The sequence below is a fragment of the Roseibium album genome (assembly GCF_965233825.1).
In the GTDB taxonomy this organism is placed as follows: domain Bacteria; phylum Pseudomonadota; class Alphaproteobacteria; order Rhizobiales; family Stappiaceae; genus Roseibium; species Roseibium album.
The window spans coordinates 388,379-412,544 of sequence record NZ_OZ247583.1 but is presented as its reverse complement, the minus strand read 5'-3'; the positions used below and the strand labels follow the sequence as shown (position 1 = coordinate 412,544).

General features: G+C 57.5%; 22 protein-coding genes. 6 read left to right on the top strand and 16 right to left on the bottom strand.

Annotation, left to right across the window (positions count from 1 at the left end; genetic code table 11):
- Window positions 1-20: 20 nt before the first annotated feature.
- Genes ACO6TI_RS01910 through ACO6TI_RS01875 form a run of 8 tightly spaced genes read right to left on the bottom strand, consistent with a single transcriptional unit; the run spans window position 21 to window position 8,369 of the window.
- Complete coding sequence (locus ACO6TI_RS01910) at window positions 21-335, bottom strand: Dabb family protein (protein WP_055114146.1); 315 nt, start codon at window positions 333-335, stop codon at window positions 21-23.
- Window positions 332-1,924 (bottom strand): GMC family oxidoreductase, encoded by a 1,593-nt coding sequence (locus ACO6TI_RS01905; protein WP_422384230.1) that lies wholly within the window; start codon window positions 1,922-1,924, stop codon window positions 332-334. Before ACO6TI_RS01905 ends, ACO6TI_RS01910 begins: the two co-directional genes overlap by 4 nt.
- A gap of 9 nt (window positions 1,925-1,933) precedes the next feature.
- Window positions 1,934-2,692, bottom strand: coding sequence for a 3-ketoacyl-ACP reductase (locus tag ACO6TI_RS01900; protein WP_422384229.1), 759 nt, complete (start codon window positions 2,690-2,692; stop codon window positions 1,934-1,936).
- A complete protein-coding gene (locus ACO6TI_RS01895) occupies window positions 2,689-4,173 on the bottom strand; it encodes a GMC oxidoreductase (RefSeq protein ID WP_422384228.1) in 1,485 nt (494 codons plus the stop codon). Before ACO6TI_RS01895 ends, ACO6TI_RS01900 begins: the two co-directional genes overlap by 4 nt.
- Window positions 4,174-4,176: 3 nt before the next feature.
- Window positions 4,177-5,286, bottom strand: coding sequence for an ABC transporter ATP-binding protein (locus tag ACO6TI_RS01890; protein WP_055114139.1), 1,110 nt, complete (start codon window positions 5,284-5,286; stop codon window positions 4,177-4,179).
- Between the two features lie 4 nt (window positions 5,287-5,290).
- Window positions 5,291-6,163, bottom strand: a complete 873-nt coding sequence (locus tag ACO6TI_RS01885; RefSeq protein WP_055114138.1) for a carbohydrate ABC transporter permease — start codon at window positions 6,161-6,163, stop codon at window positions 5,291-5,293.
- Window positions 6,163-7,068: a carbohydrate ABC transporter permease gene (locus tag ACO6TI_RS01880; protein WP_173937229.1), complete on the bottom strand. Its 906-nt coding sequence runs from the start codon at window positions 7,066-7,068 to the stop codon at window positions 6,163-6,165. Before ACO6TI_RS01880 ends, ACO6TI_RS01885 begins: the two co-directional genes overlap by 1 nt.
- Before the next feature lie 56 nt (window positions 7,069-7,124).
- Entirely contained in the window at window positions 7,125-8,369 is a 1,245-nt protein-coding gene (locus ACO6TI_RS01875; protein WP_196916727.1) for an ABC transporter substrate-binding protein, read from the bottom strand.
- A 274-nt stretch (window positions 8,370-8,643) separates the two neighbouring features.
- On the opposite strand from ACO6TI_RS01875, the gene ACO6TI_RS01870 reads away from it, so the two are divergent.
- Entirely contained in the window at window positions 8,644-9,693 is a 1,050-nt protein-coding gene (locus ACO6TI_RS01870) for a LacI family DNA-binding transcriptional regulator (RefSeq protein ID WP_196916726.1), read from the top strand.
- 5 nt (window positions 9,694-9,698) lie between these two features.
- On the opposite strand, the gene ACO6TI_RS01865 is transcribed toward ACO6TI_RS01870, so the two are convergent.
- The 6 genes from ACO6TI_RS01865 to ACO6TI_RS01840 all read right to left on the bottom strand — a co-directional run bounded on the left by ACO6TI_RS01865 (window position 9,699) and on the right by ACO6TI_RS01840 (window position 17,675).
- The gene (locus tag ACO6TI_RS01865) at window positions 9,699-11,222 is read right to left on the bottom strand and encodes an aldehyde dehydrogenase family protein (RefSeq protein WP_422384227.1); all 1,524 of its coding nucleotides are present in this window, start codon (window positions 11,220-11,222) and stop codon (window positions 9,699-9,701) included.
- Between the two features lie 2 nt (window positions 11,223-11,224).
- Window positions 11,225-11,992 carry an enoyl-CoA hydratase/isomerase family protein gene (locus tag ACO6TI_RS01860; RefSeq protein WP_055114131.1) on the bottom strand — a complete coding sequence of 256 codons (768 nt, stop codon included), beginning with the start codon at window positions 11,990-11,992 and terminating at the stop codon, window positions 11,225-11,227.
- Entirely contained in the window at window positions 11,989-13,563 is a 1,575-nt protein-coding gene (locus tag ACO6TI_RS01855) for an acyl CoA:acetate/3-ketoacid CoA transferase (RefSeq protein WP_422384226.1), read from the bottom strand. Before ACO6TI_RS01855 ends, ACO6TI_RS01860 begins: the two co-directional genes overlap by 4 nt.
- A gap of 3 nt (window positions 13,564-13,566) precedes the next feature.
- The gene (locus tag ACO6TI_RS01850; protein WP_422384225.1) at window positions 13,567-14,568 is read right to left on the bottom strand and encodes a Gfo/Idh/MocA family protein; all 1,002 of its coding nucleotides are present in this window, start codon (window positions 14,566-14,568) and stop codon (window positions 13,567-13,569) included.
- A gap of 368 nt (window positions 14,569-14,936) precedes the next feature.
- Window positions 14,937-16,271: an MFS transporter gene (locus tag ACO6TI_RS01845; protein ID WP_422384224.1), complete on the bottom strand. Its 1,335-nt coding sequence runs from the start codon at window positions 16,269-16,271 to the stop codon at window positions 14,937-14,939.
- Window positions 16,272-16,412: 141 nt separating this feature from the next.
- Window positions 16,413-17,675, bottom strand: a complete 1,263-nt coding sequence (locus tag ACO6TI_RS01840) for a urate hydroxylase PuuD (RefSeq protein WP_409857514.1) — start codon at window positions 17,673-17,675, stop codon at window positions 16,413-16,415.
- Window positions 17,676-17,779: 104 nt separating this feature from the next.
- Here ACO6TI_RS01840 and ACO6TI_RS01835 point away from each other — a divergent pair, with 104 nt between their 5' ends.
- The gene (locus tag ACO6TI_RS01835) at window positions 17,780-18,697 is read left to right on the top strand and encodes a LysR family transcriptional regulator (RefSeq protein ID WP_055114121.1); all 918 of its coding nucleotides are present in this window, start codon (window positions 17,780-17,782) and stop codon (window positions 18,695-18,697) included.
- A 75-nt stretch (window positions 18,698-18,772) separates the two neighbouring features.
- On the opposite strand, the gene ACO6TI_RS01830 is transcribed toward ACO6TI_RS01835, so the two are convergent.
- Entirely contained in the window at window positions 18,773-19,351 is a 579-nt protein-coding gene (locus ACO6TI_RS01830; RefSeq protein ID WP_055114119.1) for a YceI family protein, read from the bottom strand.
- Between the two features lie 149 nt (window positions 19,352-19,500).
- On the opposite strand from ACO6TI_RS01830, the gene ACO6TI_RS01825 reads away from it, so the two are divergent.
- Window positions 19,501-19,980, top strand: coding sequence for a MarR family winged helix-turn-helix transcriptional regulator (locus ACO6TI_RS01825; protein ID WP_104700792.1), 480 nt, complete (start codon window positions 19,501-19,503; stop codon window positions 19,978-19,980).
- Window positions 19,981-20,040: 60 nt separating this feature from the next.
- On the opposite strand, the gene uraH is transcribed toward ACO6TI_RS01825, so the two are convergent.
- The gene (gene uraH, locus ACO6TI_RS01820; protein WP_422384223.1) at window positions 20,041-20,394 is read right to left on the bottom strand and encodes a hydroxyisourate hydrolase; all 354 of its coding nucleotides are present in this window, start codon (window positions 20,392-20,394) and stop codon (window positions 20,041-20,043) included.
- 191 nt (window positions 20,395-20,585) lie between these two features.
- Here uraH and puuE point away from each other — a divergent pair, with 191 nt between their 5' ends.
- The 3 genes from puuE (at window position 20,586) to ACO6TI_RS01805 (ending at window position 24,009) form a co-directional block, all read left to right on the top strand.
- Entirely contained in the window at window positions 20,586-22,001 is a 1,416-nt protein-coding gene (puuE, locus tag ACO6TI_RS01815) for an allantoinase PuuE (protein WP_422384222.1), read from the top strand.
- The gene (locus ACO6TI_RS01810) at window positions 21,998-22,495 is read left to right on the top strand and encodes an ureidoglycolate lyase (protein ID WP_196878526.1); all 498 of its coding nucleotides are present in this window, start codon (window positions 21,998-22,000) and stop codon (window positions 22,493-22,495) included. Before puuE ends, ACO6TI_RS01810 begins: the two co-directional genes overlap by 4 nt.
- A 77-nt stretch (window positions 22,496-22,572) precedes the next feature.
- A complete protein-coding gene (locus ACO6TI_RS01805) occupies window positions 22,573-24,009 on the top strand; it encodes a uracil-xanthine permease family protein (RefSeq protein WP_055114107.1) in 1,437 nt (478 codons plus the stop codon).
- Window positions 24,010-24,166 lie beyond the last annotated feature (157 nt).

Genomic DNA, 24,166 nt, shown 5'->3' with positions numbered 1-24,166 from the left:
CCAAGAACATTTGCTGCCAGTCAGGCGGGGACAGGAATATCGAGTACAAGAATGCCATCAATGCCACCAACCGCATTGGCAACAAGCTTGGCACCAAGTGCCTTGTGATCTGGATGTGTCTGGTAGCGTTCAAGAGCGTCCCAGTTTTCGAAATCGACGACAAAGCCGTGCATGTAGCCGCGTTCGATCTTTTCGGGGCTCTCGCTGCGACCGGACACGATGTCGAGGATGCCGGGGACCTGATCCCGGATCCTTCGCAGTTCCTGGAAAAGATCTTCGATGGTTTCTTCGGAAACACCTGTCTGAAATTTGACGAGAACGATATGTCTGATCATTGAAGTTCACCGTGGTCTTGCCGGATCATGTCAGCTCCCTTTTCACCGATCATGATGGCTGCTGCATTGGTATTGGAGGAAACGACTGTCGGCATTACCGATGCGTCGATGACGCGGAGACGGTCGAGGCCTTTGAAACGAAGTCGCGGATCGAGCACCGCCTTGTCATCGGGGCCCATGCGACATGTGCCGGCAGGGTGATGCGAGGTCTTGGAATGCTCGCAGATGAAGTTGAAATAGTCCTCGTCGGTCTTCACGCCCGGACCTGGCAACCGCTCTGCCTTGATGAAGTGCTCGAGTGGTCCCTGTGCGAGGATTTCCTGTGTCAGCTTCAGGCCTCTGATCGACATCTCCCGATCGCGGGGATCCTGCAGGTAGTTCGGATCGATCAACGGGGCATCATTCGGATTGGCACTTTGAAGGCGAACGCTGCCGCGGGAGCGTGGCCTGAGGTAGCACGAATTGAGTGTGACACCGCCGTCCGGCATCGATGCCACGCCAGATTCAATACCTGTACCAAGGCCAAGATGGAACTGAAGATCCGGTGAGCGTGCTTCCGGGTCGGCGTACCAGAAGCCGCCGGTTTCAAACAGGCTGGAGGAGACCGGCCCGCGTCTCGTGAAGAGATATTGCAGCCCCGCCAATGCCGACCAGTGCAGCTTGGCGTATCGATCATATGTGTGCGGACCGCTGACTTCGCAAATACAGTAGAGATCGAGGTGATCCTGAAGATTGGCGCCGACTTCCGGCTGGTCGTACACCAGCTCGATACCGAGATCTTTCAGGTGGTCGGCGGGTCCGATACCGGACAGCTGCAACAATCTTGGCGAGCCGATGGACCCCGACGACAGAATGACTTCGGCGGAAGCGGTCAAGCGTGAACCATCAATCAATTCGACACCGGTCGCAGTTCCGTTTTCCACCACGATGCGGCGCACGGGTGCGCCGGTTTTCACGTGGAGGTTTTTCCGGTGCCGGTTGGGCGCCAGATAGGCCATGGCGGCAGAAGACCGGCGGGCGTTCTTTTGCGTCAGCTGGTAATAGGCAACGCCATCCTGTTTTTCTCCGGTCACATCCTCGTTTCTCGGAATGCCAAGTTCGGCCGCCGCCTTGAAATAGGCGTCGCAGATCGGGAGGGGCGCGCAAGGTTTGGAAACGCCCAGTGGCCCGCCCTGCCCGTGGTACCGGTTGTTGTATGTGTCGTTGTCCTCCGCCTTCCGGTAATAAGGCAGGACATCCTCGTAGCCCCAGCCGTCGCACCCCATCTGACGCCACTCGTCGTAGTCGAGCGCATTGCCGCGCGTATAGATCTGGGCGTTGATGGCGGAACCGCCGCCAATCACCCTTGCCTGGGTATAGTTGAAGACGCGATCCCGCATGTGTTTCTGCGGAACGGTTTGCCAACCCCAGGAGCCGATGCCCTTGGTCATTTTCGCGAAGCCGGCAGGGACATGATAAAATGGATGCCGGTCGTGCCCGCCCGCCTCCAGAAGCAAAACGCTGACATCAGGATTTTCGGTCAATCTGGCCGCGAGCACCGAGCCCGCGCTGCCACCGCCGATAATTATGAAATCGTAGCCTTTTTCCATTTCGGTCTCTCAAAGGCGTGGAATGGAAAGGCCGCCATCGACATTGATGACGGAACCGGTGGCGAAGGCCATCCGGCCTTCTGCGATCGGCACAACAGCCGAAGCAATGTCTGACGGCTGTCCCCAGCGCGCTGACGGTACAAGGCCATCTTCGATCTGCGGCGTGTATTTGTCCTTCACGGCGCTCGTCATGGCGGTTTCGATAATGCCGGGGCGGATTTCAAAGACGCCGATGCCATGCGGCGCCAAACGGGCCGCAAAGAGTTTTGCCATCATCGAGGCCCCGGCCTTCGACAGGCAGTATTCCGCACGTTCGATCGAAACCATGCCCGCACTGACAGAGGTGACGAAGGTCATCGAGCGATAACTGTCACAGGATTGTTTCAGCATGCGCCGGGCGACATTCTGGGCGAGAAAAAACGCGCCGCGGAGATTGACGCCCAAGGTGAAATCAAAATTGTCGGGTTCAAGATCAAGCATGTCACCGCGTGCCTTCGCAGGTACACCGGCGTTCGAGACAAACGTTGTTATGGGCCCCAACCGGTTTTCGACCTGTTCGACAACCGCCGCGTGGCCGTCAATATTCAACAGGTCATGTGAGAAGAACGATGCATCAGGTCCAAGGCGCTCCAGAGCATCGGCAACTTCCGGGTCGCCGGAGCCGCATTGCGCGAGCAGGGCGATCTTGTAGCCTTCACCGGCAAGTGCTTCGGAAATACCGAATCCGATGCCTCGCTGGCCGCCGGTTACGAGTGCCACCTTGTTCATGCCGCAAGTTCCCGTCTGATCGTTTCCGCTGTTCTCAGGGACAGCGCGGCCACGGTAAGTGCCGGGTTGACCGCGGCGGATGTCGGCAATGCAGCCGCGTCCGTGACAAACAGATTTGGGTGATCCCAGGATCGGCAATCGGGATCGAGAACGCTGTTTTGCGGATCGGCGCCCATGCGAACGGTGCCGCATTGATGAGAAGGAACGCGGCCGTCGAACAGACGGGAAAGCACAATTGGAAATCCGGCCTTTCTCAAAGTCGCCTTCATCTTCCCGACGAGCTTCTCGTGCGCCTCCATGTTGGAGCGGCGCCAGATCAGTTGGATCTTGCCGTTTTTCAGAACGACACGACTTTCGGGATCGGGCAGGTCTTCCGATATCAGATAAAGATCAAGCGCATGACCGGAAATCCATCTGGCCGCAAAGTTTGGAAGTTGGGGCACCTGGATCTTCAGAATGTCCGGTGTCACACGCCCCAGCAGCTGGACGTTGCCGAGCGGTTTGCCTGCATCATTGTCTGCAAGATACCAGTCGTTGAGGCCGAATGTCTTCTGATAAACCGAGTCGTTTTTGTAACGGGGGTCGATTGCGATCATCGCCGTCGCGTTGTGGTTCATGAAACACCGGCCAACATAGTCGGAGCTGTTGGCGATTCCGGATCGAAGCAAAAGAGCTGCGGATTGAACCGCGCCGGCGCAAACGGCAACAATCGACGAAGACAGGTTCGTTTCGACGCCTTCCTTCACATAGGTAACGGTGTCGACCTTTCCGGTTGACGGGTCCACCTTCAGTCCGGTGACCTCCGCACCGGTAATCAGATTGACATTTTCGTGGGCGAGTGCAGCCTCCAGCCCGCAGGTCTCCGCATCCATTTTCCCGCATCTTAGATCGGGATAGCCGTCCCAGCCGGTTTTTCCGGCCGAAAGCCATCTGTCGATATCGACGCCAAGAGGAAGACAGAAGGGATTTACGCCTGCCTGTTCAAGTCTCATGCGCGCAACCCGGATTGCCGGCTCGTCCGGTACCGGAGGAAACTGATAAGGTCCTGCGTGCGCCGGCTCGGTCGGGTCGGATGTCGCATCCCCCCTGACCCGGTAAAGCCTTTCGGCTGCGTCATACCAGGGAGCCAGTACGTCGTAGGACAATGGCCAGGCGGGCGAAACACCTTCAAAATGTTCCAGTTCCGCAAAGTCTTCCGCGCGGTAGCGGATCAAAACGGCGCCATAGAGCTTCGAATTGCCACCGACATTGTAATAATTGCCCGGCTCGAAGGATTTGCCGTTTTCATCGAGCCAGGTTTCGGCAGACCGGAAGGCGCTGTTGGTATAGATGCGCCAGGGGTCGCGCGCCGGCGCATCGTCCGGGATCCGGTGACCCCGTTCAAGGATCGTGATTTGTGCTCCGGACGGTGCAAGACCGGCGGCGAGTGTCGCGCCGCCCATCCCGCTTCCGACGATGACGATGTCCGGCGCAGACGTCATGCTTCAGGCGATCCTGTTTTCGCTTTGCGGGTCGAAGGCGACAGCCTTTTCCATGTTGAAAGCGAAGGGGAACGTCTCACCGGCATTGACCGCGACATCTGCGCGGAACCGGCCGGTGACATCCTTGCCGCCGATCTGGCTGACGACAAACGTATCGGATCCCGCCGGTTCAGTGATCTCGACCGGTGCCTCGACAATGTGAACCGACTGCGAATTCCGGTCGGCACCATCCCTGTCGGTGATCGCTTCCGGCCTGATTCCAAGAATGATGTCCCGACCGATACTGGAGCCCAGGGTATCGGTGGCAAACGGTATGGCTGCTGTCGAGCCGTTGATGAGGGTGACTTCGGCGGCAGGCTGCCCGTTTTCCGAAACGACCTTTGCCGGAAACAGGTTCATGGACGGAGACCCCATGAAACCGGCTACGAACATGTTCGCGGGGTTGTCATAGATCTCTTTCGGCGTTCCAAGCTGCTGTACGTAGCCGCCGAACATCACCGCAATGCGCGTCGACAAGGTCAGCGCCTCGATCTGATCGTGGGTGACGTAGACGATGGTTGTGCCGAGTTTGCGGTGCAGTTTCTTGATTTCAGTGCGCATGTCGACACGCAGCTTGGCATCCAGGTTCGAGAGCGGCTCATCGAACAGGAACACGTCCGGTTCGCGTACGAGTGCACGGCCCATGGCAACACGCTGCCGCTGGCCGCCTGACAGCTGTCCGGGCTTCCGGTCAAGCAAATGGCTGATCTGAAGCAAATCCGAGACCTGGGCAATGCGCTTTGCCCGCTCCGACTTTTCGATGCCGTGCATTTCCATGCCGAAGGAGATGTTGCCGCTCACCGTCATGTTCGGATAGAGCGCGTAGGACTGGAACACCATGGCAATGTTGCGGTCTGCCGGCTTGACGCCGTTCATGCTTTTGCTGCGAATGGCGATTTCGCCGGACGTGATGTCTTCCAGGCCTGCAATCATGTTGAGCAGGGTGGACTTGCCGCACCCCGACGGTCCGACGAGAACGAGAAACTCACCTTCTTCGATAGAGATGTCGGTTTCATGCAGAACCTGCACTGTTCCGTAGGACTTGGTCGCCTGTTTGATGTCGAGAAAGCCCATTGTCTTATCCTTTAACTGAGCCGGCCATCAGGCCACGGACGAAGTATCGGCCCGCAACGATGTAGACGAGTAGAGTTGGCAGGGCGGCCATGATGGCACCGGCGAAATGGACGTTGTACTCCTTCACGCCGGTGGACGATTGCACCAGGTTGTTCAACGCAACGGTCATTGGTTGACTGTCGAAGTCCGAGAAGGATGCACCGAACAGGAAGTCGTTCCAGATGTTGGTGAATTGCCAGATGATGCAGACAACGGCGATCGGACCGGATGACGGCAACAGAATGCGCCAGAAGATGCGGAAGAATCCGGCCCCGTCGATCTGTGCGGCCCGGACCAGTTCGGTCGGGAAGGCTGCGTAATAGTTTCGGAAGTACAGCGTCGAGAAGCCGATGCCGTAAACGAAGTGCACGAAGATCAGACCTGGCACCGATCCGGCAAGTCCCATCAGACCCAACATCCGGGCCATCGGGATCAGCACCATCTGGAACGGGATGAAACAGCCGAACAGAAGCAGGCCAAAGAGTATGGTCGCACCGGGGAAGGTCCACTTGGTCAGGACATAGCCGTTAAGCGCGCCGACAATTGTCGACAGGGCAACGGCGGGAACGACCATGATGATCGAATTGAGGAAGTAGGGGCGAAGCCCCGTCGCCTCGACGCCGACCTGGGCACTTGACCAGGCGCTCAGCCAGGGCGCGACGGTCCAATCCTGCGGCAGGGCCATCATGCCACCGGCCGTGATTTCGGACAGCGGCTTCAAAGAGTTGACCAGCATCACGTAGAGCGGCAGCAGGTAGTAAATGCAGAAGAAGACCAGCAGCGTATAGAGGACAACACGGCCGAGGCTGAAAGAGCTTTTTGCGGGGGCAGCAGCCATCACTTCTTCTCCCTCAGTTCGGACCAGAGATAGGGGACGATGATGGCGGCAATCGTCATCAGCATGATCACTGCGGACGCTGCGCCGATACCCATCTGGTTCCGGGTGAATGTGTAGGAATACATGAATGTTGCCGGCAATTCGGTCGCGGTTCCGGGGCCACCGCCGGTCAGGGCGATAACAAGGTCGTAGGATTTGATCGCCATGTGGGCGAGCACCACGAAGGCCGACATGAAGGCCGGGCGCAATTGCGGGATAACGATCCGGCGGTAGAGCGCCAACGTGGAGGCTCCATCTATCTGGGCCGCTTTCAGCATCTCGTTGTCAATGCCGCGCAGGCCTGCGAGGAACATCGCCATGACGAAGCCGGACGTCTGCCAGACCGCTGCGATGACGATCGTGTAGATCGCCATCTGGCTGTCCTTGATCCAGTTGAATTCGAATGTCGTCCAACCCCAACCGCGCACCACGGCCTCGATACCGATGCCCGGATCAAGGAACCATTTCCAGGCAACACCGGTGACGATGAAGCTCAGGGCCATCGGGTAGAGATAGATGGTCCGGATAAATCCTTCTGCGCGGATGCGCTGATCGAGCAGGATCGCGAGCAGCAATCCAAGGGCGCAACAGATGGTGATGTAAAGAACGCCGAAAATAACGAGGTTCGAGACTGCCGTGTCCCACGCCCGGATCCGGAACAGGTTCTCGTAATTCTGCCAGCCGATCCATTCGAAGGAAGGCAGAATCCGGCTGTTGGTAAAGGACAGATACAGCGTGAACAGGATGAACCCGTAAACGAAGATCGCGACAATCGCGACCGTCGGGCTCAGCACTATTTTGGGTAAAGCGTCGCGCAGTCTGTCAACAACGGAACCGCGCGGGTTCGCCGTTTCAGAAATAGACATCTCAAGCCCCCGGTAAGGGGAAAGCGGTGAACAGTCACCGCTTTCCGTAGGGTATTTTACTTGTTGATTTGAACGGCGGTTACGAGTTCGTCGACAGCAGTCGCGCTGTCATACTCGCCGTTGAAATGCGCCGTGATGACATCATACATGGCGTTCTTGATGGCGGCAGGGTTTGCATGGCCGTGCGCCATGGAACCATAGAGGTTACCGCTGTCAGCAGCTGCCTTCAGATCCGCCATGCCCTTCTTCCCGCAGGCATCGAAGGCTTCATTGGAAACGTCCGTGCGTGCCGGGACCGAGCCTTTGACCACGTTGAACGCGGACTGGAAACTCGGAGACAGGATTGCTGTTGCAAGAGCTGCCTGTTCCTTGCCAACTTCCTTGCCCTGGGCAAACATTGCGAACTGGTCGGCGTTGAAGGTGACCTGGTCCTGAGTGCCGGGGAAGCGGAAGCAAAGGAAATCCGCATCGGGTTTCTTGCCGGCGTTCAGGAATTCACCCTTGGCCCAGTCGCCCATCATCTGGAAAGCCGCATCGCCATTGATCACCATCGCGGTGGCAAGGTTCCAGTCGCGGCCGGAGAAGTTGTCATCGACATATGAGCGGATAACGCCCATCCGGTCGAAAGTTTCCTTCATCGTATCGGAACCAAGTGTTTCTTCATCAAGGTCGATGAAGGCTTTCTTGTAGAATTCCGGTCCGCCGGTCGACATGGCGACTGCATCAAATACGGTTGCGTCCTGCCATGGCTGGCCACCATGTGCAATCGCGGTCTTGCCCGAGGCTTTCACTTTCTCAAGCGCTGCCACGAACTCGTCCCAGTTTGTCGGAACCGCGATGCCGAGTTCGTCCAGAACCGCCTTGTTCGCCCAAACCCAGTTGGTGGAGTGGACATTCACCGGTGCGGATACCCACTTGCCGTCATGCTTGGCAAACTGCTGGAGCGCCTCGGGAACAACCTCGTCCCAGCCTTCCAGGCCAGCCTGGATGTTCAGATCGGCAAGTGCGCCTTCCTTGGCCCAGTCGAGAATATCGAAACCGAGCATCTGTACGGCGGTCGGCGGGTTGCCGGACGTTACGCGGGCACGCAGCACGGTCATGGCCTGAGAGCCGCCGCCACCTGCAACCGGCATGTCCTGCCAGCCGATACCCTGACCTTCAAGGTCTTCTTTCAAAACGTTCAGAGCAGCAGCTTCGCCGCCGGATGTCCACCAGTGCAGAACTTCAACATCTTCTGCCTTAACGCTGGTGCTCGCTGCCATCAGTGCAGCAGCTGCCGTCATCATCGTCAACTTACGCATGGATTTCCTCCCTTAACGTGCTCGTCGTCGTCATGGGCGCCGGTTGCCGGTCGCCCGGTAGTCACGCAACGTCTATTGTAACGTTGCAAACCGTGGTGATGTCAACAATTTAATTTTCTCTCGTTTGGAAAATCTTTTCCGTTATTTAACATCAGCTTATCTTCAAGTTCGAGATATTGCATTGCAGCATCTTAATTTGTTGCAACGTTTTAAATTCCCTGATTAGACTTGTGCGGACATTCGAGCTGCAAACCGTGGGGTAGAGAGAGCGGGCATGTCGCGTAAAACCTTGGAAACCAAGGCAGAAAGTGCCGAAGAAACAGCATCGCGCCCGACGCTGCGCACGGTCGCGGCGGAGGCTGGCGTTGCGGTGACGACGGTTTCCCGCGCCCTCGCGGATGACCCGAGGATCGCCGAATCCACCAGGAAACGCATTTCCGAAATCGCCGACAGACTGGGCTACGTTCCCAATCGCGCGGCGCAGAGATTGCGCACCGGCAGAACCAAGGTCATCAGCCTTATGATCAATCCCAGGCACGAGTTCCTGAGTTTTACCTCCGAGTTTCTCGGGGGCATGTATGAAGGGCTTTCCGGAACGGGTTATGCCATTAACATCACTGCCGACAGTTTGGGCGAAGACCGGCTGGACGCCATTCGCAATATCCGCCGCCATTCGCTGGCCGACGCGATCGTGTTCACCCGGACCGAGTGCTTTGATGACCGGGCCCGTTACCTTCTTGAGCACGATTTTCCGTTTGTCACTCACGGGCGCACCGACTTCATGACACCGCACCCGTTTGTCGATTTCGACAACGAGGCGTTCGTCCGTCTGGCAATCGAGCGGCTCGTTGAAAAAGGACGGCAGCACGTGTGTATCGTCATGCCGAACGAAAAATACACCTTCGGCCAACATCTGCGCTTTGGCGCACGGCAGGCGGCGATGACCCATGGTGTTCGGTTGACGGTGCCCGGTGCCGTCGACCTCGACAGCGAACCGGACGAGATTGCCGCCATGTTGCGTGGCCTTCATGGCGGACCGGATGCACCAGACAGCTACATCTGTGTCGGTGAGGTCAGCGCGTTGATCACGCTGGCCTGTCTCAACGACATGGGTCTGACCCAGGGGCAGGAAGTGGACGTTCTTGCAAAGCGTGCGTCGCCGATTTCCAATCACTTTCGACCGCGTATCGAGACGATCGACGAGGACCTGCGAGCGACCGGCCGCGCAATGGCGAAGGTTCTTCTCGGTAGAATGTCCGGGGAGCCGGTGGAGGATCTGCAGATCCTGTTGAAGCCCGAGGGACCGTTCTCGGTTTCCAGCTAGGACCATCATCCCGACACCCAGGGCTCGCGGTTCTTGCCGATCCGCATGGTTACCGTTTTCGCCTCGAGAAATTCATCAAGTCCGTATTTGCCGAGTTCACGCCCCTGGCCGCTTTGCTTGACGCCGCCGAACGGCAGTTCCGCAAATCCGTCCATCCAGGTATTGGTCCAGATCGTCCCCGCGTGCGCACGCCGGGCAAATTCCAGGCAGGTGTGGACGTTTTCGCTCCAGACCCCCGCGGACAGTCCATAGTCGGCATCGTTTACCAGAGCGATGGCCTCATCAAGCGTTTTGAATGTCAGCACCGAGAGGACCGGTCCGAAGACTTCCTCTCGGGCGATGGGCATGTCGCCGGTGACATTCGTCACCACAGTCGGCTCGTAGAACTGGCCGCGCAATCCGGGAACTTCCAGCACCTTGCCGCCAAGCGGTACCGAAGCGCCGGTTGCTCTGGCTTCCTGAACATAGGTATCGATTTTGTTATTGTGTTCAGGTGTGATGATCGCGCCGACCTTGGTCGATGGGTCCAAAGGGTCGCCAAAAGGAACAAGACGGGACAGGGCAACCGTACGTGCGACAAATTCTTCCGCTATATCCTCGTGCACAATGATCCGGGATCCCGAATTGCAGCATTCGCCTGCATTGAAATAGACACCGAAAACAACAGCATCCGCCGCGGCGTCGAGTTCCGCGTCCGGAAAGATCACCTGCGGGTTCTTGCCACCGAGTTCCAGCGAAACCTTCTTCAGCGTACCTGCGGCTGTTTCGACGATCGCCTTGCCGACAGCCGTCGAACCGGTGAACGTCACCATGTCGACCCGCTTGTCTGTGGTCAGTGCTGCTCCAACCGGATCGCCAAAGCCGAGCACGATGTTGGCGACGCCGGCCGGGATGCCTGCCTCCAGAAGCAGTTCGCCCAGGATGACGGTTGTCGCTGGTGTCATCTCCGAGGGTTTGATGACGGCTGTGCACCCCGCTGCGAGCGCAAAAGGAAGCTTCTGCGATACGATCAGGAAAGGAAAATTCCAAGGTGTGATGATCGAGACGACCCCTACAGGTTCCTTCAGAACAAGCCCGAGGAAGTCGTTGCCCAGAGAATTGTGGCTCTCGCCATGAAGCGTGCGTGCGAGAGACGCCGCGTATCGCCAGATATCGGCAGCACCCTCGATCTCGGCCATTGCCTGGCTGATCGGTTTGCCGGATTCAATCGTCTCGTGGAAGGCGATGCGTTCCCGGTCCCGGTCGATCAGTTCTGCAACCTTCAGCAGGAGTGTTGCCCTGTCCTTGCCTGTCGTGGCAGTCCAGCGTCCTTCGTCAAAGGCGCGCCTTGCGGCAGAAATGGCAGCATCAACATCCAGGAGGTTGCCCCGGCAGGCGACCGTGACCACCGCATCATGTGACGGTGAGACCCGCTCGAACGTGGCACCGTCAGTGCTTGAGCGCCAGTCACCGTCGATCAGGTGCCGGGCAACAAAAGGGTCTGCCGGTATCCGGGCGTTGCTAATGGAGACGACATTCAGATCACTCATGATTATTTTCCAGGAAAATTCGGTTTGCGCTTTTCGCGAAAGGCGGTGACACCTTCGGTGCGGTCGGCGGTTTGTCCAATCATGCCTGCGCCGAGGGCTTCGATCATGGCGTTGCGATCTTCCCCGGCTGCGGCATGGACCATGTATTTGGCAACCTCGACCGAACAGGAGGATCTGCCGGCCAGGCCTTGTGCCAATTCCATTGCCCTTGTTCTCGGATCGTCCGATATCTCGGCCACAAACCCGCAAGCGTGGGCGCGTTCGGCCGAAATACGGCGGCCGAACAGGGCCATTTCCTTCACGACCGGTTCGCCGAGCAAGCGGATCAGGCGCTGCGTGCCCGACCACCCCGGCACGATTCCGACCGCGGCTTCGGGCAGGGCAAGCGTGGCATGCGGTGCCATGATCCGGATGTCTGCCGTTGCCGCGAACTCAAGCCCACCACCGAAGGCGTGACCTGCGAGGGCAGCGACTGTCGGCTTGCCAAGGCGTGCAAGGCGATCGAAAATGCGATGACCTTCGCGAACCCAATGGCGAGCAAATTCCCACGGTTCCAGTTCTCCCCAGGCGACAATGTCGGCGCCGGCGCAAAATGCCTTGCTGTCCTCCGCGCTGATCACGACGGCACGGATGCCGGGATCTCTTTCGATTTCCGCGCAATGTGGCTCGACCGCACCCAGCATTTCAGCTGTAAAGGCATTGAGCTTTGCCGGATTGTCGAGACGAAGCTCGGCAACGTCACCGTGGCGTATCAGGTGAAGCGCGCTCACAGGTGAAGCTCCATCGCTTTGGTCCGCAACAGGGCCTTCGGCATTTCCCTGAGGTCGTTTGCGAGTTTCACGCGGCCGCTGGATGCGTCAACAATATCCCTTTGCGGCTCGATGCCGGGCATGATTTCGGTTGCCAGCAGGCCTGCGTCGGTCAACTGAATGACGCAGCGCTCGGTGACGTAGAGAACCTCCTGACCGGTTTCGCGGGCGCGGTTGCCGGAAAACGTGACATGCTCGACCCTGTCCACCATCTTGGTGAACTTGCCCGGAGCGTTCACGGTCAGGGCTTCGTCGGTAAGTGACAGATCGGCTCCCGCCTCGAACAGGCCGGAAAACACGATTTTCCTGGCATTCGCGGTAATGTCGACAAAGCCGCCGCACCCGGCTGTCAGATAGGGTTTCTTGCCGAGTTTAGAGACGTTGACATTGCCCTGAAGATCAATTTCCAGAAAGGACAGGAAAGAAACGTCGAAGCCGCCTCCCTGGAAATAGGTAAACTGCTGGGGTGAAGGCATATAGGCGTCGGCGTTGGAGGCGCAGCCGAAGGCAAATCCTGTCAGCGGCATCCCGCCGGTCGCGCCCTGTTCGATCGCCCAGGTGACGGCCTGCTCCTGACCGGCCTCGAGGAGCACTCGCGGAACCATCGCCGAAATGCCGAAGCCGAGATTGGCCGTTTGACCTCTGCTCAACTCCATCGCCGCGCGCCGCGCGACTACTTTTTCGATGCCATGTTCGGCAAGAGAGAAGCTTGACCAGGGGCGCATGATCTCGCCGGAGATTGCCGGATCATAGTCTGTTTCCGTCGTCTGGCGCTGGTCAGCGTCGACGACGACAAGGTCAACCAGATGCCCGGGAACGCGAACGTCATGGGGGCGTAGCGAACCGGCTGCCGTGACCCGCTTGACCTGGGCAATGACCAGGCCGCCATGGTTGCGGACTGCAATAGCCTGCTCCAGGCCGCCAAGATAGGCACCCTCGTGCTCATAGGTCAGGTTGCCGCGCTCGTCGGCGGTTGTGGCGCGAATGATGGCCACGTCCGGTATGATGTTCGGAAAATGCAGCCAGGTCTCTCCACCGAGTTCCATTCTCGACACTATGGGCTGTTTGGTCGCCGCATCGTTCATGGCGCAACCTTCACGGACCGGGTCGACAAATGTCTCCAGGCCGACTTTGGTCATGACACCCGGCCGCCTTGCGGCGACATCCCGGTGCATGTCGAACAGAATTCCGGAGGGAACGTTGTAGGCAGCGACCCGGTTCTCGACGAGCATGCGCCAGATCTCAGGCATTGGAAGGGAAGACGGACCCGAGGGATAGGACCCTGCGATGATCGTTGACAGAAGGCCGTCCCTGGCAATGTGATCGATACCCTTGATGCCATACATGTCGCCGGCAGCAATCGGGTGCAGCGTCGTCAAATTCCGCGGGTGCCCCTCTTTGTCGAACCTTGCTCCGAGGGCTTCAAGGACCTTGTCGGGGCAACCGAGGCCGGAGGACGAGGAAACGGTGACAACGGCTCCGTCCGCAATTCGTGCGACAGCGTCTGCTGCCGTAACGATCTTGGAAGACATGGATCAAAAGCCTCCGTAGTCGACGCGGACGGTCGAACCGGATTGTGCCGCTTCGCGAACAGCATGAGCTACAGCCAGTGACTTGATGCCGTCGATGCCGTCGGCGGAGGGGCTTCCGGTTCCGCGAACTGCTCCGCAAAAGAGGCCGAGCGCGCGGTGATAAAGATTGTGTGTCTCGAACGAGATCTGCGTTTCGCCATTGGTATCAACGAGCCTGATCTCACCGACCGGTTCCTGGGTCATGACGTTGCGCGCGAAGATGGAACCGTCCGTTCCATGGAATTCGATTCCCGTCCCGGCAAAGGCATGCGTGAAGCTTTCGTGTGTCTGAATCATTGCGCCGGAAGGCATGGACCAGACCGACATGACACTATCCTCGACGCCTTCACCCATACCTGATGTTCCCGCTTTCGCGACGACATCGACGGGGTCTTCGGCCAGATGAAAGCGGATCGTGTCTGCGTCATGAACTGTAATGTCAGGAATGACACCACCACCTGCGGACGCGTCGTTGATCCGCCATCCGCGCAGATGTTCCGGCAGGTGGACGGCATGAAAAACGCGCGCGCTCAGAACCTTGCCGATGCGGCCGGAGGAAATCAGGTCGCGGACCGCGAGATGCGAACCGGCGTTGCGCAGATGATGGTTGGTGGCAAAAGTGACGGCGTTGTTGCGAGCGGCCTCTACCATCTCGACTGCGTCGGAGAGTGTCATGGCCAAAGGCTTTTCACACAGAACATGCTTGCCCGCGGCAATGGCGGCCAGGGCCTGAGAGTGGTGCTTCTCGTTGGTCGTGGAGATATAGACCGCATCGACTGTTTCGTCTGCCAGTTGCGCTTCCAGATCGGTAAAGCTTTCCGGGATTGCATTGTCCCTGGCAAAGACAGCGCCGCGCTCCGCATCGGAGCTCAGGACCGATTGAATTTCGGCTCCTTCCTGCGCGCGGATCGCATCAATCACATAACCAGACGCAATTCGGCTTGCACCGATCAGGGCCCAACGCATTCAAACCTCCCTATAAGCTCGTTTTGGAACGTTCCAATTTGGATGCATAAAACTTGGAACGTTCCAAAAAGTCAATATGTGAAGTCGGATATTTTGTCCGGTTGTCCGAATTCATGTTTGCCGAACCAAGTTCATGCAGAGGAACGAAACCCGGAATTGCCGCGACGATCGACGCTGGTATTTGTTGAAATCATCGATTTCAAAAAAAGATCCAGGCTTGCAATGGCGGCAATTCAAACTCCGGTCAGGGCGTCAAGCACACGAGATACGGTGGCGACCCCCGATCCGGTGGCCCTACCGTCCGTGCTCGATCAGATGGGCGCGAACCGCATCATTTATCCACCTTTGCAGGGAGTTCAGCAGTTTCATCAGAAACGGTCGTCCGGCCAACTCTCATGCAGATTGTCAATCACGTATGTATGCGCATGCCGCTTGCCGGAAGCGTTTTTAAGGTGCGGGTGATCAGCCGGGAGTTCAGGATGTTCATGAATGATAACCTTGGCGTCCGACGAGGGCCAAAGTCTTGCAGCAGCAACGGCACCGATGATTGCCAGGACGGCGAGTGTCAAAATGGTCGTTGGCAAGCCTGCCCCGCTGCCGAGCCAGCCGGCAAGCGGATAGGTGACCAGCCAGCAGCCATGTGACAGGGCGAATTGTGCTGCAAAAACCATCGGCCTGTCTTCCGCATGCGCAGAATTGCGCAAGAGGCGCCCGGATGGAACCAGCACCGCGGAATTGGCAAGTCCCATCAGGAACCATGTCGCAAGGAGATAGGGCCACAAGGCCGGTTCTGGAAGTTCCACCAACAGGACGGCAAACCCGAACAACAGCAACGGCAGGGCAAGCGCACCCGACAGCATGATGTTCCTGTCTTTCAAGGAGGCAAGCAACCGTGGCAGGGCAATGGCCATTACCATGGATCCTCCACCATAGGCGGCCATTGTCAGGGCAAGGTCCGTGTCGGTTCCGCCGAGCAGCGTCTTGACGATGACGACAGAATTCACGATCACGATGGCGCCGGCGGCAGAGACGGTCAGGTTGAGCGCCAGTAGTCCCTGAAGTCTGGGGGTTCGCAGATAGATCCGCATTCCCTGCGAGATACGCTGCCACGGTGAAACGCGCCTGGTGGTCATGATTGCCGGAAGTGTTACGGTCAAAACGAGTGCGGCGGATACCAGGAAGCCGACCACCGTACCGCCAAAAAGCCAGTGAAATCCGACAAGACCGATCAGGGCGGCAGCTACCATCGGGCTCAGCAGGTTTTCGAGATCGTAGGCCATCCGCGAAAGAGACAGCGCATTGGTATAGTCATCCTCGTCAGGCAGGATGTCCGGTATGGTCGCCTGAAAAGTTGGCGTAAAGGCCGCGGAGGCCGATTGCAGAAGCGCGATCAGGACATAGATCTGCCAGACTGAATCGACAAAAGGCAAGGCGATCGCAACGCTGGCCCGGACAAGATCGAGCACAACAAGAAAAGGTCTGCGTGGAAAATGTGCGGCAAAACCGGCCGCTACCGGCGACAGGGTGACGTAGACGATCATCTTGATGGCAAGCGCTGTACCAAGAACCGCTCCGGCATCGGCGCCCGCCAGATCAAAAGCAAGAAGGGCAAGTGCCACCGTCATCAACCCGGTTCCAAAGAGGGCGATGACCTGGGCTGCAAAAAGATGCCGGTAGGTTCGATTGGCAAGAACGGTGAACATGTATCAGGTGCGGCTTCCGGCTGGTGCTGATCCTTGCTTGACTGATAGCACTTGCACGGTCCGACATCCATGATGGTTCAAACAGGCAAGGTCCAGACCACCGGAATTAATGCGGATGCGAGCGGGTCTCGCCGTAGTGGCCTACCTTGCTGCTATGCCGAACGGCATTTTTTCGCGCGCGTTCCGGTACCATTCGATGATCTTGCGCCGTTCTTCTGGCTCCATGTAGGAAACGTTTGCCGGTGGCATGGCGTTGGTAACACCGGCCTGCAGATAGATTTCCCGGGCAGCACGGACGACATCGGCTTCCGTTTCCAGAACCACGCCCTTCGGTGCCCAGTAAATACCCTCATAAAACGGTTCGCGGGAATGACACATGGAGCAGCGTCCGGGAACGATGGCCATCACGTCCTCAAAACCCTTCGCACTGGCAAATGCCTGTTCCGTGGGGTTGAGCGTGCGGGAATCGGAAACCTCAAGACTGTCGGCACTCCACATCGGCGCCATGCTCAGGTGAATGATCGCAACGAAGAGGATTGCCGTCACCAGCCATGTCCACATGGGCGCGCTGCCTCCCGCGTGCTTGGTGTTGAAATAGTGCCGGATCGATACTCCCATCAGGAATACCAGTGCAGCGATCACCCAGTTGTATTCGGAGGCGAAGGCAAGCGGGTAGTGATTGGAGAGCATGAGGAAGACGACAGGCAGCGTCAGATAATTGTTATGCATCGACCGCAGCTTGGCGATCTTGCCGTATTTGGCGTCCGGGGTGCGTCCGGCCTTCAGGTCGGCCACGACGATCTTCTGGTTGGGAATGATGATCAGGAACACATTCGCGGTCATGATGGTCGCCGTGAAGGCTCCCAGATGCAGCATCGTTGCGCGGCCCGTGAATACCTGATCATAGCCCCAACCCATCGCGACAAGCATGATGAACAGCAGGACCATCAGCAATGTCGGGCTGTCTCCGAGTTTCGACTTGCACAGAAAATCGTAGATCAACCATCCGATCGTGAGCGATGCAGCCGAAATCACGATGCCCTGCCACAAGGCCAGATCCGCCTTCGCCGGATCAATCAGATAAAGTTCGCCGCCGACCCAATAGACGATCATCATGAGCGCCGCGCCGGAGAGCCATGTGGCATAGCTCTCCCATTTGAACCATGTCAGATGTTCCGGCATGTTTTCTGGTGCCACCAGATATTTCTGGATGTGATAGAAACCGCCGCCGTGGACCTGCCATTCTTCTCCGAAAGCCCCGGGCGGCAGGTGCGGCGACTTGCGCAATCCCAGATCCAGAGCGATGAAATAGAAGGACGAACCGATCCAGGCGATGGCAGTTACGACATGCAGCCACCTGACGGCGAATGCCAGCCACTCCCAGATAATGGCAATATCCAACATGGTGTCCCTCCGGTCCCCTTTAACGGCAAGCTAATCTAACTTGAAATTTTCTGGTATCTCGACATAATTCCGAGCAGTTTCAAAAAAAACGGAAAAATAAGGCGTTGGCCTATCTGGAGAATATACGGACGTTCCTGCGCGTTTATGAATTGGGGAACATGTCCGCCGCAGCCCGCGATCTCCGGATTTCATCGGCTGTTGCATCTGCGCGGATCTCCCAGCTGGAAGAGCATCTGAACGTGCGCCTGTTCCAGCGGACGACGCGTGCGCTCAGCCCGACCGAACACGGGACGCTGTTTTACCGCGGTGCGACCAAGATCGTGGAGGCCGTCGAGGAAGCCGAAGCTGAAATCAGCAACGTCACGCAGTCGCCACGGGGCACCTTGTTCATCGCAGCCCCGATCGGCATGGGTCAGCGACTGATCGCACCTGCAATCCCGGTGTTCAAGGACGCCAATCAGCTGATCGATATCCGCTTGCGGCTGTCCGACCGGAAGGTCGATCTGACGGGGGAAGGTCTCGACGCAGCATTTTTCCTGGGATTGCCGGAAGACTCAACGCTCAAGATCCGAAAAATAGCCGATTGCGAACGGGTGCTGTGTGCCTCACCAGGCTACCTGGCGCGAAAAGGCGCCCCGGCGCTACATGAAGATCTGTCATCCGGCAAGCATGAGTGTCTCAACATGCGCTATCCTGGAGCACCGGAGTTTCAGTGGCCGCTCCAGACGAGAAGCGGTATCAGGAAAGTAGCGGTGACGGGACCCTTTGAATCCGATCACGGGGACGTTTTGACAGGCTGGGCGCTCGACGGTCACGGCATTATTTTGAAGCCGGTCTTCGAGGTTGCAGATTATCTCGCTTCAGGACGGCTTGTCCCGGTTCTGGAGCAGGAGCCGCCGGTTCCCGTGCAAATGGCCTGTCTTTACACCCACCGGAAACGTCAGGATCCGAAAGTAAGGCTGTTCCTAGACTTCATGATCGGGCATATCCAGCGTGCGCTGGCAGACATGCCGGAGCGATGAGGTGGCATTCCGTATCTGAAAGCCGCCCAAGGGCGACTTCCAGCAGGTCGTGGTTCGGTTTGTAAACCGCGAAGACTACTCAGCCTTCATTTCGGTGACTATTTGAATGGTTATCGGACCTGTCGAGAAAGGCCCGACGCCAAATTCCGTATGATCAATCGTGGTCGACGCTTCAAAGGCAATCCATTCACCCTTGTAATAGTCGAGGCTGCTGCCGACGGGATGCGGTCCGATATGGGTCAGTTTGGTGTCCAGCGTGACGGGCTTGGTCGTGCCGTGCAGTGTCAAATCTCCGGTCACCTTGGCTGTGTCTTCGCCGGTTTTCTCAACGGCGGTGCTGACAAAGGTGATCTCCGGATAGGTTTCGACTTCCAGGAAATCCGCGCTTGACAGATGATCGTCGAGAGGCTTGAAGCCGGTTGCCAGGCTGTCGGTCTTGATCGTCACGCTGAGGGAGGCATCTTCCGCATTCTCAGGGTCGATATCCAGTGTTCCCGCTACTTCTGTGAATTCCCCACTCTGTGTGGAAACACCTGCATGCGACCAGCTGAACTGCACCTCGGTATGTCCCTGGTCGGTCTTGTAGGTCGTGGCCATCGCGGCAGGAACTGTCAACAGGAATGCGGCAATGCCTGTTTGGGCAAGTCTGATCATTTGAAAATCCCTCCTTTTCACAGTCAAGCAGAATTGCCTGAGCCTGGTGATATCTTGATTTTCAAGAATACCAAAATAGATGCTATGACATCTATCAGAATGACAGTCTTGAAAAAACCGTTGCAATCCCTGCTCACTGAAACTTGAAGATGATGAAGCCAAGCGACCGAGAAACCGATATCTGGATCATGTTGAACCGGGTGCACCGGCAAGCGCACCGCAATATGGAAGCCGAGTTGCGTCAGAAAGGGTTCCCGTCGCTCCGTGTCTACGACTTGCTCTGGGGCGTTGAAATGTCGGGTAAAGAGGGCGTGAGGGCTTATGAACTGACAAGCTGGCTGCTTTTCGAGCAATCCAACCTGTCGCGCCTGCTGGCCCGGCAGATCTCAAAGGGACTGATCCGCGAAACGGTCATGTCGGAAGATCGTCGTGGCAAGGTTCTGCATATCACGCCTGAAGGTGCCGCGTTGCGAAAGGACATGTGGGAAGTCTACGGCTCGGGCATTCATCAACATATGAAAGATCTGGCGTCGGCAAGCGGACTGGCGGAATTCTTCAAGCAGTTGTGTGACGTTGGCGGCGGACCAATCGGTCCGCCGGACCGTCGGCAAATGTCAAAAGAGATGTAGCGACAGGGCTATCGCGACGCAGTTGTCCATTGTCGGCGATGTTTCCATCGGAAAGTGGTGTTAGCTGCCCCGATAAGTCGAATAGCTGTACGGTGATACCAGGAGAGGCACATGATAGTGCGTGTCATCGGACATGCCGAAGCGCAGTGGAACGGTGTCCAGGAAGCGCGGGCCGACCGCTGTTGCATCGAGCGAGTCAAAATACTCGCCGACGTGAAAAACGAGCTCGTAAATTCCTTTCCTGAAATCGGATTCCGGCAGAATGGGGGCATCTGTCCGGCCATCACTGTTGGTCGTCAGGCTTGCGATGTGACATCTTGCGTCTCCGTTGATTTCGTAGAGATCGATCTTGATGCCTGCACAGGGCGTGCCCCGCACGGTGTCCAGCACGTGGGTCGTCAAAAATCCCGCCATGTGGGTCTCCTTGAAATTTGAAACGGATGCACAGTCTCGGGAGTTGAATGTTTGTCTTCAGATCTGTCCCGGGATGATTGCAGAAGATACCGCCGAGCATAGAGTGCGTTCCCCTGAAGCTCTTTCTAAAAAAGCCTGAAAGTCATCATCACTGTTTTGTCGTAAAAGAAAAAGAAAGCTGGAGGTCTGTCTTGAATCGGTATGTGCGCGATTTGCGGGGTTACGGTGCGTTTCCACCCGATCCAAAGTGGCCTGGAAATGCCAGGGTCGCCGTTCAGTTCGTTCTGAATTACGAGGAAGGCGGCGAAAACAATATCCTGCATGGTGACAGTGCATCCGAAGCCTTTCTGTCCGACATACCGGGCGTCGCCCAATGGCCCGGGCAGCGTCACTGGAACATGGAATCCATTTATGAGTACGGTTCTCGCGCCGGTTTCTGGAGACTCCACCGGCTGTTCACACGTGCCGGTATTCCGCTGACGATTTACGGTGTTGCCTCCGCGCTGGCGCGAAGCCCGGAACAGGTCGAAGCGATGAAGGATGCCGGTTGGGAGATCGCCAGCCATGGCCTCAAATGGGTCGAGCACAAGGACATGCACGACGACGAGGAGCGCGCTGTCATCGCGGAGGCTATCCGGCTGCATACTGAAGTCGTCGGAGAACGCCCTCGCGGCTGGTATACGGGCCGCTGCTCGGAAAATACCGTCCGTCTTGTCGCCGAAGAGGGGGGATTCGATTACATCTCGGATACCTATGACGACGATCTGCCCTACTGGCTGGATGTCGAAGGCCGTGATCAGCTGATCATACCCTACACGCTCGAAGCCAATGACATGCGATTTGCCGTATCGCCCGGCTGGAGCGACGGAGATGACTTCTTCAACTACCTGAAGAATGCCTTCGACGTGCTTTATGCCGAGGGTGAAAGCGATACACCAAAGATGATGTCTGTCGGACTGCATTGCCGTCTGGTGGGGCGCCCAGGCAAGATTGCGGCAATACGGAAGTTCATCGAATACATCCAGTCCCACGATCGTGTCTGGTGCCCGCGCCGGATCGACATCGCTCAACATTGGTCGGCGCACCATCCACCACAAGTTTCCCTGTCGCCAAGCCGCATGACGAAGGACGAATTTGTCGAACGCTTCGGCGGGATATTCGAGCATTCGCCCTGGATTGCCGAACGCGCATTTCAGCTTGAACTCGGACCGGCGCACGATTGCGCTGCAGGTGTTCACAATATCCTTTGCAGAATGTTCCGCTCAGCAAACGGGGAAGAACGCCTCGGTGTCCTGAAGGCGCATCCGGACCTGGCCGGCAAGCTGGCCCAGGCCGGCCGTCTGACTGCGGAAAGCACATCGGAACAGGCGAGCGCCGGACTTGATCTTCTGACCGATGACGAGCGGGAGACTTTCAAAGATCTCAATACCGCCTATGTCGCAAAACACGGGTTTCCCTTTATCATCGCCGTACGCGACAACGACAAGTCATCCATACTGGCTGCCTTTCACCGGCGAATCGACAATGATGGGCCGACTGAGTTCAAGGAGGCCTGCAACCAGGTGGAACGCATCGCCCGACATCGACTGCAGGACCTTTTGCCGTGAAACCGACTTCAATTGCGGCAACACCTCTGACAGCGGCAGACTTTGCACCCTACGGTGACCTGATCGAAGTGAGGGGCAGTCCTGACAAGATCATCAATCAGGGCATGTGCGGACGTCACAACGACCTCGCAAGGCTGGATTTCGAAGCAGGACGGGCGGGGATCAGCCTTTTCGATGCCAAAGCACGCTCATTGCCTCACATGGTCGACATGGTCGAGCGGCATCCGATGGGGAGTCAGGCATTTGTTCCCGTCGACGGCGTGCCGATGCTGGTTGTCGTTGCAGATGATCTGAACGGTGAACCCGTCAGCCTGAAGGCCTTTGTCAGCAAGCCCGGCCAATCAATCAATCTGCATAGGGGCGTGTGGCATGGTGTGCTGGCTCCACTGGAAAGGGACGGCCGCTTTGTGGTCGTCGATTGGATCGGGAACGGAACCAACCTGGAGGAACATTGGTTTCCCGTTCCCTGGACTGTGGAGATGCTTGACGGTTGAAGTGCATCTTCACGAATGGATGATTTCTGCCCGCCCAATGAGGTGGAAACATCCTTTTGACCTTCAGAGGAGAAGTTATGGACAGCTCGACAATCGGGACGGCAGAGCAACTGCGAGATCCCAACTATACTCCGCCATTGGCGAAGGCAATTCCGCTTGGAATCCAGCATGTGCTGGCAATGTTTGTGTCAAACGTTACACCTGCCATCATTGTTGCCGGTGCAGCCGGGTTTGGCTTCGGCTCCAACTCGCCGGACTTTCCCGAGTTGCTGTACCTCATACAAATGTCGATGGTGTTCGCCGGTATCGCGACATTGCTGCAGACAATGACACTCGGCCCGGTAGGGTCTGGTCTTCCGATCGTTCAGGGAACGTCGTTTGCCTTTCTGCCGATCATGATCCCGATCGTCGCGGGCAAGGGTGTCGAGGGACTTGCCGCCCTTTTCGGTGGCGTGATCATCGGCGGTATCTTCCACGCTGTCCTGGGTCTTTTCATCGGACGCATCCGATTTGCCCTGCCGCCGCTCGTTACGGGGCTCGTGGTCACCATGATCGGCCTCGCGCTTGTCAAGGTCGGTATCCAGTACGCGGCCGGCGGTGTGCCTGCGATCGGCAAACCGGAATACGGTTCGCTGCTGAACTGGGCCGCGGCTCTGGTCGTCATCGTCGTCACGCTGGGATTGAAGTTCTTCGCAAGGGGCATGCTGTCCGTTGCAGCGGTTCTTCTAGGATTGATCGCGGGCTACATTTTCGCGCTGCTGACGGGAATGCTCACCTTTGATGTGATTGCCGGATCATGGTCGAAAGCTGCCGCCTTTGCGTTGCCTCAGCCGTTCAAATACGGTTTTGAGTTTTCGCTGGCCGCAGTCATCGGTTTCTGTCTGATGGCATTCGTGTCAGCGGTGGAAACCGTGGGCGACGTTTCCGGTGTCACAAAAGGTGGTGCGGGTCGTGAGGCAACCGACAAGGAAATTTCTGGTGCGACCTATGCGGACGGTGTCGGATCAGCGATTGCCGGTTTTTTCGGCGGCTTACCGAACACCTCGTTCAGTCAGAATGTCGGGCTTATCGCAATGACCGGCGTCATGAGCAGGCATGTCGTCACGTTCGGTGCGATCTTTCTCATCGTCTGCGGATTGATTCCGAAAGTGGGCAGCGTCATTCGCACAGTGCCGATCGAGGTGCTCGGCGGAGGGGTCATCGTCATGTTCGGCATGGTCGTTGCCGCTGGCGTCTCGATGCTGTCGGACGTCAACTGGAACCGGCGCAACATGGTCATTTTTGCGATCTCGCTGTCGATCGGTCTCGGGCTTCAGCTGGAACCCGGCGCGTTGCAGCATGTTCCCGACACCGCGCGCATTCTGCTGACCAGCGGACTGCTGCCGGCGGCGCTTCTGGCGATTGTCCTGAACCTCATCCTTCCGGAAGAGCTTTCAGATGAATCGACCGAAGAGGTCTCAGGTGGCATGACAGGTCACGGTCAGGGCTCCCTGCCGAAAAGTGAAAAAACCTGACCAGCCGCACATAAGGGAAACACGGAAGGGCCGCTGACGCGGCCCTTCTTTTTTGTCTAGCCGTTTCGACAAGGCGCGCTATGAAAACCATTCCAACTTTTGTCTGAGAGTTCGGCGCTTCATGGAAACACGATCATCGGTCAACGAGTTGCATGAG